At 69.5% G+C, this 16,118-nt stretch carries 15 protein-coding genes; 8 read left to right on the top strand and 7 right to left on the bottom strand.

The annotated features are described in order from the left end of the window. Nucleotides 1-128 precede the first annotated feature (128 nt). The gene (locus GZ998_RS11175) at nucleotides 129-353 is read right to left on the bottom strand and encodes a hypothetical protein (RefSeq protein WP_162679388.1); all 225 of its coding nucleotides are present in this window, start codon (nucleotides 351-353) and stop codon (nucleotides 129-131) included. A 216-nt stretch (nucleotides 354-569) separates the two neighbouring features. Here GZ998_RS11175 and GZ998_RS11170 point away from each other — a divergent pair, with 216 nt between their 5' ends. Further along, complete coding sequence (locus GZ998_RS11170) at nucleotides 570-1,319, top strand: sulfite exporter TauE/SafE family protein (RefSeq protein WP_161923720.1); 750 nt, start codon at nucleotides 570-572, stop codon at nucleotides 1,317-1,319. 515 nt (nucleotides 1,320-1,834) lie between these two features. On the opposite strand, the gene GZ998_RS11165 is transcribed toward GZ998_RS11170, so the two are convergent. Next, nucleotides 1,835-2,494 (bottom strand): ferritin-like fold-containing protein, encoded by a 660-nt coding sequence (locus GZ998_RS11165; RefSeq protein ID WP_161923719.1) that lies wholly within the window; start codon nucleotides 2,492-2,494, stop codon nucleotides 1,835-1,837. Between the two features lie 454 nt (nucleotides 2,495-2,948). Between GZ998_RS11165 and GZ998_RS11160 the strand changes: the two genes are divergently transcribed. Beyond that, on the top strand, nucleotides 2,949-4,496 hold the full coding sequence (locus GZ998_RS11160; protein WP_308807236.1) for a DEAD/DEAH box helicase: 1,548 nt from the start codon (nucleotides 2,949-2,951) through the stop codon (nucleotides 4,494-4,496). A gap of 124 nt (nucleotides 4,497-4,620) precedes the next feature. On the opposite strand, the gene GZ998_RS11155 is transcribed toward GZ998_RS11160, so the two are convergent. Together GZ998_RS11155 and GZ998_RS11150 are read right to left on the bottom strand one after the other, a co-directional pair. Beyond that, nucleotides 4,621-5,256: a MarC family protein gene (locus GZ998_RS11155; RefSeq protein WP_161923717.1), complete on the bottom strand. Its 636-nt coding sequence runs from the start codon at nucleotides 5,254-5,256 to the stop codon at nucleotides 4,621-4,623. 83 nt (nucleotides 5,257-5,339) lie between these two features. Next, complete coding sequence (locus GZ998_RS11150; protein WP_162679386.1) at nucleotides 5,340-6,185, bottom strand: PHP domain-containing protein; 846 nt, start codon at nucleotides 6,183-6,185, stop codon at nucleotides 5,340-5,342. Between the two features lie 174 nt (nucleotides 6,186-6,359). Between GZ998_RS11150 and GZ998_RS11145 the strand changes: the two genes are divergently transcribed. Beyond that, the gene (locus GZ998_RS11145) at nucleotides 6,360-7,490 is read left to right on the top strand and encodes a Gfo/Idh/MocA family protein (protein ID WP_219109871.1); all 1,131 of its coding nucleotides are present in this window, start codon (nucleotides 6,360-6,362) and stop codon (nucleotides 7,488-7,490) included. A 104-nt stretch (nucleotides 7,491-7,594) separates the two neighbouring features. Beyond that, a complete protein-coding gene (locus GZ998_RS11140; RefSeq protein ID WP_219109870.1) occupies nucleotides 7,595-9,166 on the top strand; it encodes an aminopeptidase P family protein in 1,572 nt (523 codons plus the stop codon). Between the two features lie 58 nt (nucleotides 9,167-9,224). On the opposite strand, the gene GZ998_RS11135 is transcribed toward GZ998_RS11140, so the two are convergent. After that, complete coding sequence (locus GZ998_RS11135; protein ID WP_237564359.1) at nucleotides 9,225-10,076, bottom strand: sugar phosphate isomerase/epimerase; 852 nt, start codon at nucleotides 10,074-10,076, stop codon at nucleotides 9,225-9,227. Between the two features lie 49 nt (nucleotides 10,077-10,125). After that, nucleotides 10,126-10,956, bottom strand: a complete 831-nt coding sequence (locus GZ998_RS11130) for a general stress protein (RefSeq protein ID WP_257505907.1) — start codon at nucleotides 10,954-10,956, stop codon at nucleotides 10,126-10,128. Between the two features lie 99 nt (nucleotides 10,957-11,055). On the opposite strand from GZ998_RS11130, the gene GZ998_RS11125 reads away from it, so the two are divergent. The 3 genes from GZ998_RS11125 (at nucleotide 11,056) to GZ998_RS11115 (ending at nucleotide 14,227) form a co-directional block, all read left to right on the top strand. After that, nucleotides 11,056-12,348, top strand: coding sequence for a magnesium transporter MgtE N-terminal domain-containing protein (locus tag GZ998_RS11125; protein ID WP_161923714.1), 1,293 nt, complete (start codon nucleotides 11,056-11,058; stop codon nucleotides 12,346-12,348). Further along, nucleotides 12,341-12,919 carry a DUF1003 domain-containing protein gene (locus GZ998_RS11120; protein WP_219109869.1) on the top strand — a complete coding sequence of 193 codons (579 nt, stop codon included), beginning with the start codon at nucleotides 12,341-12,343 and terminating at the stop codon, nucleotides 12,917-12,919. The genes GZ998_RS11125 and GZ998_RS11120 overlap by 8 nt, the downstream gene beginning before the upstream one ends. Before the next feature lie 156 nt (nucleotides 12,920-13,075). Then, the gene (locus GZ998_RS11115) at nucleotides 13,076-14,227 is read left to right on the top strand and encodes an Mrp/NBP35 family ATP-binding protein (RefSeq protein WP_219109868.1); all 1,152 of its coding nucleotides are present in this window, start codon (nucleotides 13,076-13,078) and stop codon (nucleotides 14,225-14,227) included. A 168-nt stretch (nucleotides 14,228-14,395) separates the two neighbouring features. On the opposite strand, the gene GZ998_RS11110 is transcribed toward GZ998_RS11115, so the two are convergent. Further along, entirely contained in the window at nucleotides 14,396-15,388 is a 993-nt protein-coding gene (locus tag GZ998_RS11110) for a Sec-independent protein translocase TatB (protein ID WP_161923711.1), read from the bottom strand. Between the two features lie 170 nt (nucleotides 15,389-15,558). Here GZ998_RS11110 and GZ998_RS11105 point away from each other — a divergent pair. Then, a partial coding sequence (locus GZ998_RS11105) for a class I SAM-dependent methyltransferase (protein WP_219109873.1) occupies nucleotides 15,559-16,118 on the top strand: 560 nt, incomplete at its 3' end.

Genomic DNA, 16,118 nt, shown 5'->3' with positions numbered 1-16,118 from the left:
CCGGAACCATCACCACCACCAACACCACCACCCCATACAACATCGTCCGCACCATCACCTACCTCACCGACCAAGCCGAAACCCAACAAGGACACTAAAAGCAGCACCACTTGGCGCCGGCGTTCCGCTTACAACCGGTCGTGCTTCTCGCAGAAGACGTGGTCCCCCATAATCTTGAAGCCGTCGCGTTCGGCCGCACGCAATGCGTCCTGCTCGGTGTAGCTCAACGCGAGCACGCGCTCAATTGCCGTGCCATCCGGGTCGTGTACGGTGTCGACCACCCGGTGCGCAACCATGCGGTCGCACCCCTCATGGTCACAGCGGATGGCAATTGCCTCACGACGAACGAACATATGGTCCCCTTTCAGCATCAGGACTGCTGATTGTTGAATCTGTCTGAGCTGCGCGAATCCGCTTCGCCAGCGGGCTCCCCGCGGAGCATTGGCGCCCCCGGCATGAGCCCCGCACGTATCATGCCTCACACTTCTGCGCCCTGCGGGTCCCACACACGCACACGCACCGCGCCCTGCCCGCGGCACCCCTGCACGTTACAGCTACCATTTACCGCGATGTCGCCCGTGATCGCCTACGCCCTACTATTCCTCGCCGGCGTGGCCGCCGGCATCGTCGGCTACTTGGTGGGGATGGCCTCGCTCGTGTCCTACCCGGCGATGCTGGCTCTGGGGGTGCCGCCGGTGGTGGCCAACGCCTCCAATACGGTCAGTCTCATCCCCGCAGGGATCGGTTCGCTCATCACTTCCTGGGATCGGCTGAGACAGATCCGCTACTACCCGCTGCTCCCGCAGGCGCTCATCGCCGTCGTCGGCGGTCTCGCGGGCGGGGCGCTGCTGCTCGTGGCCCCGCCTGGCGTATTCGAGGCCGTCGTGCCCTGGCTGGTGCTGCTCGCCACCGCCTTGGTAGCCCTCAGCCCCCGACTGCGGCAGGGCGCGACCGAATATCGTCTGCCGGCGCCCGCCTTCCTCGCCCTACTGGCGGCAATCACTGTGTACAGTGGCTACTTCGGCGCCGGTGCGGGGGTTCTGTTCTTCGCCTTGTGCACCCTGGGCACGCCCATGAACACACACGCCGCCGTCGTCATGAAGACCCCCATGCTGACGCTGTCGAACTTCTCGGCGGCGGTGCTGTTCATCGTGCACGGCGAAGTCAACTGGGGCGCGGCACTCGCCGTCGGCGCCGGCTCCTTCGCCGGAGGCTACGCGGCGCCCCTGATTCAGCGTCTCATTCCAGAGCGGGTGATTCACGCCGCCGTCGTGGTGGGCGGGCTGGTGCTGACCGTCTGGCTGCTGCTCGGGTTCTGACCCCAGCCCGACGGCGCCGCACCCCGGCGTCCACGCCGGATCCCGACGTCGCCGCTCGCCTGTACTGGCGCTTCGCGTTTGGGGGTTTGGTGGCGGGCGGATCGGCAGCGGTTCGGCGAGTGGTGGATGGCGTGCGTGTCCCGGCGGCGCGGCGGGTGGGGAGTGTGGTGTGGCGATCGCGCTCGAGGGCCGTTCTCGGGCGGATGAGGTCGTTTTCGGGCGTGTGAGGTCGTAGTCGACCACCCGCCGCCGACCGAATACGACCTCATACGCCCCACACCCTCCACATCGTGGAGGGTTTCGGGCTCACGAGGACGTTTTCGCCGCACTGGGGACGTTCTCGGGCGTGTGAGGTCGTTTTCGCCGCGCGGAGGTCGTTCTCGGTCTGGCGCGGACGACCTCCTACACCCGAACACAACCGCCTGATGGGCCGGTTCTCGTCAAACAGGGCCCCGAGCACAACCAACACCAACAGCCCCAGCTCAAACCCCCACACCCACAGACACGAAGAGCCCCTATACCCGCAGTCCCAGTCCACGCATGCGGCTGGTCGCACCCTGGGAGAGGGCCTCATGCAGCACCTCCGCATCAGCCCCAGACACCGCCAGGTCCGGAGCTGAGGCCAGCAGTCGTTTCATGGTGCCAATCTCTTCCCCGACCACGCGCCTTCCCCACAATCCCAGACGAGCCGCCAACTGGGTGTCCGCGCCGATCACCGGCACCAGTTGAGCGGGGGCGAAGTCGGCAAGCCGGTCGGCGCCGATCTCTTCCATCAGCACATCACGCAACGGCGCATCCAGCGTCCGCACGAGCGCAACCACGAAGTCCCGCATCAGGCCAAAGGTCAGGTAGGTCTTGGTCAGTCGCTCGTACCAGTCCAAGGGGCGCAGGCGTTCGTCAAAGTCTCCCAGCACGCCGGTGAAGGGCGCAGCCGCCGCGAGCAGATCAATGCCCGCGCCGGACACCGCCTCCCACATGCGATCGAAGGAAGCTACTGCCTCCGCACTCATGCGCAGCAATTCAACGCGCGAGGCCATGTCAGGAGCCTTGTCAGCATCTTTGGCGTAGCGGGTGCAGGCGATCGTCCGTGTGAAGGCGGCCAGGCCTACCACGGCCCGAGTGTGCCTTGCTGGCGATGCGGCCTCGTCCAGGCCGGCGGGGGCAGCTGAGCTCATAGTGCCAGGGTAGGCCCTGGTGCTGCACCGCCCGGCCGTTTCGCGAGACTTCGTACTCGCGGATGCGATACCCGGGTAATGCTCCTGGGTGAGCCGGAAGACAGCGTCACCGCCCACGCAACCTGGGCCAATCATCTACGCTTGGGGCAGGTTGCCCGGTCGCCATGCGTGTAGTCATGCCTCCCAGCCCCGCCTGCCCTTGACGGCAACGTGCAGGGCCTCATTCGCGATCGGCTACCACATATGACCGTAGGCGCGAGTTCGCCTTAAACGGGCATGCCGCCCGCGCCGCCTGAGCCGGGGCACCGCGCCCTGATACATCGAAAGCACAAAGCACACCGTGACCGAGCACACCGAGACAACTGAATCTACGCCTGAATCTACGTCCGTTCCCGCCGCACAGCCCTCCGCACCCGAGTCCCGGACCGCCACGACTGCCGAACCCGCCTCCGGGATCATCTCCACCGCGCAGGCCCACGCCCCGGTCCTGGATGACGCCAAGCCGGACATCACCGACGCCACCGCCGAGGCTGACCTGACCGCCCGCACTTTTGCCGACTTCGGCGTCGAGGAGGAGATCTGCCAGGCGCTGGCTGACAGGGGAATCACACACCCCTTCCCAATTCAGGCGCTGACTCTGCCGATTGCGCTGCGCAGCCAGGACATCATCGGTCAGGCCAAGACCGGCACCGGCAAGACCCTGGGATTCGGCATCCCCCTGCTCATGGACACCCTTGGGCCCGGCGAGGAGGGCTGGGATGAGGATCCCGCCTCCGGCTCCCCGCAGGCGCTGGTGGTCCTGCCCACACGCGAGCTCGCCAAGCAGGTCGCCGAGGAGCTGGCCGGCGCCGCCGCCAAGCGCACCGTTCGTATCGTCCAGGTGTACGGCGGGCGCGCATACGAGCCGCAGATCGAGGCGATCGAGCGCGGCGCAGAGATCGTCGTCGGCACGCCCGGCCGCATCATCGACCTGATGGATCGTCGGGTCCTGGACCTGACCCACGTGACCACCGTGGTGCTGGATGAGGCGGACGAGATGCTGGACCTGGGCTTCCTCCCGGACGTGGAGAAGATCCTGTCCCGCACCCGCTCGGACCGCCACACCATGCTTTTCAGCGCCACTATGCCGGGCGCCGTGGTGGCCCTGGCCCGCCGCTACATGACCAAGCCGACTCACATTCGCGCCCAGGACCCGGGCGACGACTCCATGACGGTCAAGACCGTCCAGCAGGTCGTCTACCGCACCCATGCGCTGAACAAGGTCGAGGTGCTCTCCCGCATCCTCCAGGCCGAGGGCCGCGGCCGCACCATCATCTTCGCCCGGACCAAGCGCACGGCCGCACGGGTAGCCGAGGACCTGGCGGCGCGCGGCTTCGCCACCGCCGCCCTGCACGGCGACCTGGGCCAGGGCGCCCGCGAGCAGGCCCTGCGCGCCTTCCGCAAGGGGAAGGTGGACGTGCTGGTGGCCACCGACGTGGCCGCCCGCGGCATCGACGTCGACGACGTCACCCACGTCATCAACTACCAGTGCCCGGAAGACGAGAAGATCTACGTCCACCGGATCGGCCGCACCGGCCGGGCCGGCGGCTCCGGCACCGCGATCACCTTCGTGGACTGGGACGACGTCTCCCGCTGGCGGATGATCTCCAGTGCCCTGGGCCTGCCGATCGACGAGCCGGTGGAGACGTACCACACCTCCGACCATCTTTATACGGACCTGAACATCCCCCGCGACGTCACCGGCAAGCTCCCCCGCAGCAAGCGGGTACTGGAGGGGCTGGAGGCCGAGCAGATCGAGGACCTCGGCGAGACCGGCCGGCGTGGCCGTTCCCGCGGCGAGCGCAACACGGGCCGGGGCCGGGCGCGAGGCCGCCGCACCGGCTCGGGACGGGCATCCGGCGCCCGGGCAGGCGGCTCGGGGAGATCCGCAGACACCAAGGCAGACAAGCCGCGCCGCAAGCGCAATCGTCGGCGCACCCATGGCGGTCGAGCCGACTCCTGAGCATCTCCCCCTCGGGGGACCGGCACAAATGACGCACCGGGTCCGGTAACTGTGACGCTGCTTGCGCGGACCCGTCGCTCCCTGCGCTCCCGCGCGGACACGCGGTTACCAGCGCCGGACGCACTCAGGCGCCGGTAACCGCACCGATATAGGCGATAACGCCGTCCGCCATCATCTGCACCGCAATGGCAGCCAGCAGCAACCCGAAAATGCGGGTGAGCACCTGAATCGCCGACTCTCCCAGCAGCCGGTGCAGAACCACGGAGAACCGCAGCGCCGCCCAGATGACCAGGTGCGTCACCACGATCGCTGCAGTCACACTCACCCAGCCGAGCACTGGTCCGGACGCCGACTCCACCGACACCATCGTGGCGACGATCGCACCCGGCCCAGCCAGCAGAGGCGTACCCAGGGGCACGAGGGCGGCGTTGGTGGCCACCGAATCCGGGTCGGGGTGCTCATCAGCCTTGTCAGTAAGCAACTCGAGCGCCACCAGTAGCAGCAGCAGGCCCCCGGAAATCTGCAACGCGGGCACAGTGATACCCAGGAAACGCAGAATATAACGGCCGAATATCGCGAAGGCGAGGATGACCGCGAAGGACACCAGGGTGGCCTGGCGGGCCGAACGAGTGCGCTCCGCGTCGGTCTGCCGACTGGTCAGCGACAGGAAGATGGGGATGGCGCCGAGCGGGTCCTGGATCACCAGGATCGTGGTGAAGGCAGTGGCGAAGAGCGTGAGGTCGAAGACGTTGGCGAGCATGGGCGGAGCGGGCTGGGCGGATAACGATCGAAGCGGCCGGGGCGGTGCGATTAGTTGGCTGGGTGCAGGGGGCTGGCCCGCGCTCAGGGCGCGATCAGCGCAAGCGCGCCCTCGCTGACAATCTGCTCCAGCAGCGCCGGAGGCATGAGGTTCTCCCCCAGCCGGTTCGGCTTGCCGGCACCGTGATAGTCCGAGGCGCCTGACATTCCCAGCCCAAGTGCCTGTGCCAGTGCGCGGGCCTGGTCGCGCTGGGCCGGGCCGTGATCGCGGTGATCCACCTCGATGGCAGCCAGGCCGGCCTGAGCCATGCGCGCGAAAGTCTCGTCCGGCACCAGACCCCGCTGCCGGTTAGCGGCCCGCGGATGGGCGGCCACCGGTACTCCCCCGGCGGCACGTACCAGTCGGCAGGCATCAACCGGGTCCAGGACCCAGTAGGGGACGTAGTAGGGGCTGGACGTGGCCAGCGGTCCGGCAAAGGCTGCCGCACGGTCGGGGAATGCCCCAGCGGCCACGAGCGCGTCGGCGATATGCGGACGGCCAATGGTAGTGGCGTCGGCTGCCTGGGCGAGCACGCCCTCCCAGGTGATGGGGTAGTCGGCCGCCAGGCGCTGGACCATGAGGCGCGTGCGGTTAGAACGCGAGTGGCGCGCGTGAGCCAGCGCGTCGGCAAGCGGTGCGTAGTCCGGGTCGAACAAGTAGGCCAGCAGGTGCAGCGCGATGCCGTTGGCCGAGCAGGAGATCTCGGCACCACGCAACAGCGTCACCCCCGTCTCCGGCACCGCGGCGGCCGCCTCCTCCCAGCCGGCGGTCGTGTCATGGTCTGTCAGGCCGACGACGTCCAGCCCGGCGCGGGCGGCTTGCGCCATGAGTGCGGCGGGAGACTCCGTGCCGTCGGAGTAGGCGGAATGAGTATGGGGGTCAATACGCACCAGCCAAGTGTACGGAGACCTGCTCGCCCCCTCCGCGCCGTCACCCGATGCCCCGGGGCCGTCCCAGCCGACCAGCCAGCCCCCGCCCGCGCCCTTTCACAGTCCCGCGCCGGGCCCGCCAAGCACGCACCCAAGACCCGCACTGTGACCCCAGTTACTTGCTAGCCTGACCGCATGACCGCCCGCACATCGTCTCCGCCACCCACGCCGATCCGCTTCGGCATCATCGGCGCCGGCTTCATCGCCCGCTGGTTCATGGAAGCCGTCAGTGCCGTGCCCGATGCCCAAGCGATCGCTGTGACCTCAGCGCACCCGGAGCGGGCGGCAGCCTTCGCCGCCGAGCACGGCATTCCCCATGCCTTCAGGTCCCTGGAGGACATGCTCGCCGCTACGGACGCCGACGGCGGACCGCTGGTCGACGTCGTCTACGTCGGCTCGCCCAACCTCCTGCATCCCGAGCACACGCTCGCGGCCCTCCAGTCCGGCCGGCACGTGCTGGTGGAGAAACCCTTTGCGCCCACGCCCCAGCAGGCGCAGGCAATGGTGCAGGCCGCTCGCCAGGCCGATCGGCTACTCATGGAGGGGTGGCTGCCCGCCTTCGAACCCGGCATGGCAACAGTGCGGGAGGCACTGCCCCGGCTGGGCCCGGTAAGGCGGGCCCTACTGGTCAAGGAGCAGTACTCCTCCCGCATGGACGCCTACCGTTCCGGCTCCCTGCCGCCTGCCTTCGACCCGGCTATGGCCGGCGGCTCGCTCATGGACCTGGGCGTCTACCCGATCAGCTTGGCGATCCACCTGTTTGGGGCGCCCACGCGGGTGACTGCTACCGGGGTGCTGCTGGACTCGGGTGCGGATGCTCTGGGCACGGTTGTGCTCAGCTACTCCGGAGCCGAGTCCGCTGCCGATACTCCCCGCCAAGATCAGCCCCGCGACTTTGAGGTGGTGTGCCTGCACTCCAAGACCTCCCCGACGGGCACCGGATCCGCGATCTCCGGTGACCACGCGGTACTGGCCCTGGATGACTGCCAATGGCCGCAGCAAATCAGCCTCCGCGGACTCGCAGCCGGAATCGGCAGCACGGCCGGCGCAGACCGGCTCAAGGCGAATGCCGACGCCGCCCAGGACCTGTCGGTTCGACGCAGCGGGCCGGTTCTCGCCTACGAGCTGGAGGCCTTCTGCCGCCTGGTGCGCTCCGGGGCGCGAGAATCGGAACTGCACCCACTGGCCAACTCTGTTGCCGCCGTCGAGGTGCTCTACGAGGCCCGCCGGCAGGTGGGGGTGCGTTTCCCGGGCGACCCCGACTGACGCCGCCCGGCGGTAACAGCCTCCCCGTTACTGCCCCGCGCGGCCAAGCGGACGCGGTGCCGACGGGTGCGCCCCAGCGGCACCGCGCGTGCCACTATGGGCCCATGACCGATTCCGCATCCGACTCCCCCGCCGCTTCCGCAGCGGACGCCGAGGCACCCCAGACGCTCGCGGAGCGCGGCAACAACCGCTCCCACCGGCCCACCAACCAGGCCTTCCGTGACTTCATCGGCTCCGGCTGGGCGCCGCGGCCCGAGGCGCTACCTGCTCGCTCCGACGCCGCCCCCTGGGCCGCCGCCCGCCGGGAGGCCCTGGGCGCGCAGTTCCCCGGCGACCGGCTGGTCCTCCCCGCAGGCGCGCTGGTTACCCGCAACAACGACTGCGACTACCGCTTCCGCCCGCACTCGGCCTTCGCCCACCTGGCCGGCACCGGCACCGACTTCGAGCCCGACGCCGTGCTCGTCCTGGAGCCGCTGGCACCCGGTTGCGGGGGCGCCCCCACCCACGAGGCGGTGCTGTACTTCCGCCCCCGCGCCTCCCGCTCCTCCGAGGAGTTCTACGCCGACCCCCGCTACGGGGAGCTGTGGGTGGGTCAGCGTCCCTCCCTTGAGGAGGTCGAGGCAGCCACCGGGATCCGCTGCGCCCACCTAGACTCCCTGCCCGACGCGCTCGCCAAGGACGCCGGCCCCGACGGCGTGCAGCTGCGCGTGGTGGCGCAGGCCAACCAGGCGGTCACCGCACTGGTGGACCAGGTGCGCACCGCGGCCGGGCTCGCCGCCGGCCAGCGGGCACAGCAGGTCGACGACGCCCTCGCGGAGGCCACCAGCGAGCTGCGCCTGACCAAGGATCCGTGGGAGGTCGAGCAGCTGCAGCGGGCCGTGGACGCCACTCGCGCCGGCTTCGACGACCTGATCCGCTCCATTCCGCGTGCCACCGGGCACTGGCGCGGCGAGCGCGTCCTGGAGGGGGCCTTCGGCGCCAAGGCCCGCGAGGAGGGCAACGGGCTCGGCTACGAGACCATCGCCGCCGCCGGCAACCACGCCAACACGCTGCACTGGATCAACAACGACGGCGCCGTGCGCCCCGGCGAACTGGTGCTGGTGGACGCCGGCGTGGAGGTCGACTCCCTCTACACCGCCGACGTCACCCGCACCATCCCGGTGGACGGCCGCTTCACAGAACCGCAGCGCCGCGTCTACCAGGCGGTCCTGGACGCCGCCGACGCCGCCTTCGCCCGCGCGGGCACCCCCGGCTGCCGCTTCCGGGACGTGCACGCCGCTGCCATGGAGGTGATCGCCGCCCGCCTGGAGGAGTGGGGCATGCTGCCCGACGGCGTCACCGCCGCCGACTCCCTGGGGCCGGACGGACAGTTCCACCGCCGCTGGATGGTGCACGGCACCAGCCACCACCTGGGGCTGGACGTGCACGACTGTGCCCAGGCGCGCCGGGAGATGAGCATGGACGCGGTGCTGCGCCCGGGCATGGTCTTCACTATTGAGCCGGGCCTGTACTTCCGTGCCGACGACCTGCTGGTTCCGGAGGAGCTGCGCGGCATCGGCGTGCGCATCGAGGATGACGTCGTCGTCGACCCCGACGGGGGCGTGAGGCGCCTGACCCAGGCGATTCCCCGTACCATCGATGAGGTGGAGGCCTGGGTCCGCGGGCTGACTGCCTGACCTCCTTCAGCCCTAGCGCCGCCCGGTACTGCCCGCCCTGGGCGTCCACGCGCAGCGCTCAGGCACGGTTGTCACGGTAGCGGCGCCGCGTGGGAGCGGGCACGTGCACCGCGGTGGTGTCACCTTCCCCATCCAGGTGCTCGCGGGCGAAGGCGAGTGCGCTGGCCAGCCCCTCGCGGCGCTGCGCGGCACTCATGGTACGGGTGTTGACCTCTACCACCACCTGCCCGCCGGCGGAGCCGAAACCCGTGTCAACCAGGTGGCGCAGAACCCCCGCGCAGTCCTGGTCGCCCTGCCCCGGCAGGAGGTGATCGTCCCGGAATCCGGGCACGCCATCGGTCAGGTGCACGTGCCGCAGCGTCGGCCCCAGCGCGCGGGCCATGGCCAGGGCGTCTGAGCCGGAGGTCGCCGCATGGGAGATGTCCAGCGTCACCGAGCGGTAGCCCTGGCCGACCGGATCCCAAGTCGGGAAGTAGGCCTGGAAGTCTCGGGTCGAGTGGGCATCGCGTGGCCTCCAGGTGAACATGTTCTCCACGCACAGGTGTACGCCGCCCGCCGCCTCACGCTCCGCCACGCCGGCTACGAAGGTGCGGGCGTAGCGGGTCTGCCAGAAGAACGGCGGGTGCAGGACCACCGTGGGGGCGCCAAGCGACTCGGCCAATTCGATCGAGCGGTCGATCTTCCCCCAGGGGTCGGCGCCGAACACCGCCCGAGTCAGTAGCAGCGTGGGCGCGTGCACCGCCAGCACCGGCACAGCGTACTGTTCGGCAAGGGCCGTCAGTGCATTCGCGTCCTGGGTCGCCTTCTCGCCCCAGACCATCACCTCGACGCCGTCGTAACCCAGCTGCGCCGCCAGGGCAAAGGTGTCCCGCACGTCGCCCGGGTAGACCGAGGATGTGGACAGGCCCACCCGAATCGGAGGCTGCGGGCGCGCACTCGGTCCCAAGGCGGCGGATGCGCTATCGGTTCCCGGGCAGACGGCGATAGGGGTCATCATCGTCTTCATTGTGACGCGTGGCGGGACCGCCTGTCTGCGATTCGGGTCCCTGAGCCGTCGTCGGCGTCCGGTCCGCATCAGGCCCGCGGGACGCGGAACTCGACTCCGGGGGCGCGGCGGGGCGCGACTGATCCTGCGAGTATGCCTGCGGATCCGCGCCCTCGGGCAGGCGTACACCGAAGCGGGGCTGCTCATCTGGGCGGGAGCCGAAGGTAGTCGGCCCCTGGCCGCGGGCCTGCTGCCGGGCGGCGCGCCGCTCCTCGGCCCGCCGGGCCGCCTCACCGCCACGGGTGAGGTTGCCGGGGATATCCGCCAGAGCCCTAGCGGCCTCTGCCGCCAGCTGCGAGGCAATGATCGAGTAGCGGGAGGCCACCACCTGGCTGATGGAGGTGAAGTCTCGCTTACCGCGGGTTACCGCGTAGGAGACGACCTGGAAGATCATCCCCCAGATCACGCCCATGATGACCGCCGCGATCAGCACCGTGCCAGTGCCCTCGCTGGGGCCGAGCAGCAGCATCATGGCGCCGAAGAACATACCGATCCACAGCCCCGACATCGCACCGTTGGCCACCGCGCGCCCCCAGCTCATGCGCCCCGTGATGCGTTCAACCTGACGCAGGTCCGTGCCGATGATCGCCAAGTGCTGCACCGGGAAGCCGGCGTCGGACAGTGAGTCGACCGCATGCTGTGCCTCCGCGTAGGTCGCGAAGGAGGCGACCTCGTCGCCGCGCGGGATACTTCCCCGCGCCATGCCGAAGGATGCGGCCTGCGTGGGGAACTCAGTCTGGCTCATGGGCTCATCGTCCCACGCCCGTCTGCTTCACGGGCGACTTCATCGTCAGGCGAAACCATGCGACGGCGCTGCCCGCGCCGCGCCGATAGGCTGGCTGCCGTGGAGAACAACAAGACGCGCACCACCCTCAGAGTCTTCGTCGCCCGGCTCGTGGGCACAACCGTCTTTGATCCCATCGGCGACGCCGTCGGCAAGGTCCACGACGTAGTAGTGCTCATCCGGCTGCGCGGGCAGCCGCGCGCCGTCGGCCTAGTAATCGAGGTGGCGGGGCGGCGCCGCGTATTCCTGCCACTGTCACGGGTGACCGCGATTGAGCCTGGCGCCGTGATCACCACCGGCCTGGTGAATATCCGCCGCTTCGAGCAGCGGCGGGTGGAGACCCTCGTCGTCGGCGAGCTGCTGGACCGGGTCGTCACGATGCGGGACGGCTCGGGCCAGGTCACCATCCGTGACGTCGCCATCGAGCGGGACCGGGGCATGGACTGGAAGGTGACTCGCCTATTCGTCCAGCGCGGCTCCTCCGGCCCGCTGGGGCTGCGGCGGGGCGAGACCTTCACCGTGCGCCCCGACGAGGTCACCGGCCTGGCCGGCTCCGCCGATCAGCAGGGGGCGACCGCGCTACTGGCCACCATGGAGGGGCTCAAGCCCGCGGACCTGGCCGACGTGCTGTCCGACTTACCGTTGACCCGGCAGCTGGAGGTCGCCGCTGAGCTGTCCGACGAACGCCTGGCGGACGCCACCGAGGAGTTGTCCGATGACGAGGCCGTCGCCCTCCTCTCCGGGCTCGACGCCTCCCGCGCCGCCGACGTCCTGGACGCGATGCAGCCCGACGACGCCGCCGACCTGGTCTCGGCCCTACCCGCCCCCATGGCCAACCAGCTGCTAGACCTGATGGAGCCGGAGGAGGCCGAGGATGTGCGCCGCCTGATGACCTACGACGAGTACACGGCCGGCGGCCTGATGACCACCGAGCCGATCATCCTGCCGCCTGAGGCCACCGTCGCCACCTTCCTGGCGCAGGCGCGTAAGGCGGAGGTGCCTCCAGCGCTGGCCGCCATCGCCTTCGTGTGCCGCCCTCCGCTGGAGTCTCCCACCGGTCGTTTCCTGGGCATGGTGCACCTGCAGCGCGCCCTGCGGGAGCGTCCCCAGCAGCTGCTGGGATCCATCCTGGACAGGGACCTTGATGACGTTCACGCCACAGACTCGATCGGAACCGTCACCCGCCTGCTGGCCACATACAATCTCACGGCCGTGCCCGTGCTCGACGACGCCGGGCGCCTGCTCGGCGCCGTATCCGTCGACGACGTCCTGGACCACCTGATGCCCGATGACTGGCGTGAGGCGGACGACGCCGTCACCGACGAGATGATTGAGAGGAGTGCCAATGGCTGACCAGCTCGACCAGCCGATCACCCGCCGCCGTTCACGACTGCTGCGGTGGCTCGGCCCCCGACGTCCGGCACGCTCAGATGGGTTCGGCCGCTTCGCCGAGGCCACCGCCCGCTTCATGGGCTCGCCCAAGTTCGTGGCGTATATGACGATCTTCGTGGTCGCCTGGATCGCGGCGAATGTCTTGCTCGCGAAGATCAGCGAGGACGCTCCCTGGGACCCCTACCCCTTCATCCTGCTCAACCTGGCGTTCTCCACCCAGGCCTCCTACTCCGCACCGCTGATTCTGCTGGCGCAGAACCGGCAGGACGACCGCGACCGCGTTATCGCCGAGCAGGATCGGCAGCGTGCCGAACGCAACCTTGAGGACACCGAGTACCTCACGCGTGAGATCGCCTCCCTGCGCCTGGCGATGAACGACGTCGCCACCCGCGACTTCGTGCGCTCCGAGCTGCGCAGCGTATTGGAGGAGCTGCTGCAGGAGGAGCGCCGGACGCGCGAGGAGCTCCACGAGGACCTGGTTGACGACGGCGGCGTAGGCGCCCAGAGCGGCACGGACGCTGCGGGGAGCTGACCGGCCGGCCCGCGGCCTCACGCTCCTCATCCGCCGCCTTCGCCGTCGGCCAGTGGGGCGGCCCGCATTCACGCCGGCTACATTCCCGCCGTCGACGTGCTCCTCACCACGATAACGGCCTACGGCGTACCTCCCAACGGGCCATAGGATTGTGGCATGAGCCTCCCCACCGAAGACGCAGTCCGCGAGGCGCTCGCGCGGGTGATCGACCCCGAGCTGCGCCGCCCGATCACCGACCTGGGCATGGTCGATTCCGTTGAGATCTCTGCCGACGGCGTGGTTACCGTAGGCGTACTGCTGACGGTGGCCGGCTGCCCGCTACGCGACACCATCACCGCTGACACCAGCAAGGAGGTCGGCGCCCTGGAGGGTGTCACCGATGTACGCGTCAACCTGGGGGTCATGACCGACGAGCAGCGCGCCGAGCTGCGCACTCGCCTGCGCGGTGGGGCCGCCGAACCGGTCATTCCTTTCACCCAGCCCGGCAACCTCACCCGTGTCTACGCGGTCACCTCCGGCAAGGGCGGGGTGGGTAAGTCCTCCGTAACCGCGAACCTGGCCGCGGCTATGGCGGCCCAGGGCTTGAGCGTCGGGGTCGTCGACGCCGATATCTACGGCTTCTCCATCCCCCGCATGCTGGGGGTGAATCAAGTGCCCACCCAGTTGGATGGCATGATCGTGCCGCCTCTGGCGCACGAGGTGAAGGTCATTTCCATCGGCATGTTCGTGGAGGACAAGCAGCCGGTCGTCTGGCGCGGGCCCATGCTGCACCGCGCAGTGCAGCAGTTCCTCTCCGACGTGTTCTGGGGCGACCTGGACGTGCTGCTGCTAGACCTGCCGCCGGGGACCGGCGACGTGACCATCTCCGTGGCGCAGCTGCTACCGGAGGCCGAGATCCTGGTGGTCACCACGCCGCAAACCGCCGCGGCCGAGGTGGCCGAACGCACCGGCCTGATTGCGTCCCAGACTCACCAGAAGGTCGTCGGCGTCATCGAGAACATGTCCTATCTGCCGCAGCCAGACGGCTCTCACCTGGAGATCTTCGGCTCCGGCGGAGGCCAGGCCGTCTCACAGTCGCTGACATCCACACTCGGCTACGACGTGCCGCTGCTGGCGCAGCTACCGCTGGACATCCGCCTGCGCGAGGGCTCCGACGTCGGCGTGCCGGCGGCCATCGCCCGCGGCGGCGCACCCGCCGCGGACTCCCCCGCTGCCGTGAAGCTGGCGGCAGTCGCCCGGAAGCTCGGGCATCGTGCGCGTGGGCTGTCCGGGATGTCGCTCGGAATCAGCCCGGTCACCGCGCGCTGACCCAGGCGCGCGGTTGCCCGTGTGCCCCTTCGGCGCGGGCAACCGCGGATAGCGCGCAGGTCCACCCGGACCCGTGTCGATTACCGTATCGACCGAACTCGGCACGTAACGTCTACCGAACTCGGCGATGGAGGACCGTCGGCAGGGCGAGCGGGGAGGCGGACGGGGTCAGATGAGGGCCGCGGCGGCCTCGGCGCGAGTACGGGCCGCTTCGTTTGCGGCGCGCACAATGTCGCGCGGCGAGACCGGGCGCAGAGTCTGCGCGTCCCCGTGCCGTGCCGCTTCCGCCTCCAGACTGGAGGGGACACTGGCCGCGACCGCATCCGCAGCCACTTGCGGTTCTGCAGCCGCGTCCTGATCCGCAGCCGGCTCGTCGGCGGCGGGTGGCTGCACCTCGGGGATCTCGGCCGTGACCGTGTCACCGGCATCCACGGCGGGCTGAGCCGCAGCACGTGCGGCAGCGGCATCCTCCCCGCTCACGGCATCCCCGCAGGTGGACTCGCCTGTATCCGCGGCGCGCTCCGTGGTTGCATCCCCGCTGGCGTCGGACTCCGCACCTGCGGCAGCAACCGAGTCGACCTGAGGCAGCTCGGCTGTCACCGCTGCCGCCTCGGCAGCTGCCTGCTGCGGGTCCTTGACGCCGTTCTCGGACGCATCCGCGCCAGCCCCGTCCCGTGCCTGGCTCGGCGCCGGCCCAGGCTCCACTGAGGGGCCCGCCGCGGTGGGCTTCGCCGCAGCCCGAGCGGCGCGCGTCTCGTCGGCCTTGTCCTCAATCATCCGCGACAACGACTTGGAGCTCTTCTGGCCCTTGCCACTGACCGCTGCCGCGGCCTCGTCACTGGCCTCCTTGGCGGTTTCCATCACCGACTGGAAGGGGTTGGTCAGGTCCCGGCGAATGGCCTCGAGGTCCTCCCCCAGCGCGTCGCGCACGATCTTGCGGGGGTCGTAGTTGCGCGGGTCCAGGTCGGACAGGTCCAGCTCGCTCAGCTCGGGGCCGACCTCCTCGGCGATCTGGGTCTTGGCGTTGTCGAGGAACACACGCAGCCGCCGCACGCCCTGCGTCAGCTTGCGGGTGTATTCGGGCAGGCGCTGCGGACCCACCACAATGACTAGTACCAGCAGGAGGACGAAGAACTCCGCACCCGAGATGCCCGGAAACATGACGCCAGTATAAGGACCAGCATAAGGAGCGGTATGGGCAACTATGCGGGCGGGTGGACACGAAAACCGAGCTGGACCTGAAAGAATGGGCCTGACTCCGTACCGGCGATCCGGCATCATCGGAGTTCAAGTGACGGATAGGCGGCCCGGTGCCGCAGGAGGAGCATACGGTGGCTGCTGACAAGACGCTGAGCTGGTCCTACACGGAAGAGTTCCCGCTAGAGGGGGAACCGGCCGCTCAGGCCCGCCTGCGCGGCATCGAGCTGGGAACCGACCCGGTCTCTGCGGCCACGGGCGCCGCCCTGCGCATGCTGGCCGCTGTCAGCGGCGCCAAGTCCGTCGCCGAGGTGGGCACGGGCACGGGCGTCTCCGGCCTGTGGCTGCTGGCAGGCATGGGCGCCGACGGCGTGCTGACCACCATCGACGTCGAGCCCGAGTTCCAGCGTGAGGCCCGCCGGGCCTTTGACGACGCCGGATACCCCAGTGCCCGCACCCGTGTCATTCAGGGGCGCGCCTCGGACGTCATGCCGCGTATGGCTGCTCACTCCTACGACATGGTGGTGCTCGACGTCGACCCTGAGGAGGCTGCTCAACTCACGCCGCAGGCCATCCGCATGCTGCGGCCGGGAGGCGTCCTAGTAGTGACACACGCCCTGTGGAATGACCACGTTGCAGACCCGGCGCGCCGGGACGCCACCACGGTTGCGGCGCGTGAACTGGGCAAGTCCCT

The sequence above is a fragment of the Actinomyces sp. 594 genome (assembly GCF_019325145.1).
Classification (GTDB): Bacteria; Actinomycetota; Actinomycetes; order Actinomycetales; family Actinomycetaceae; genus Actinomyces.
Note: the sequence above shows the minus strand (reverse complement) of the source record. Positions and strands in the feature narration are given on the sequence as shown.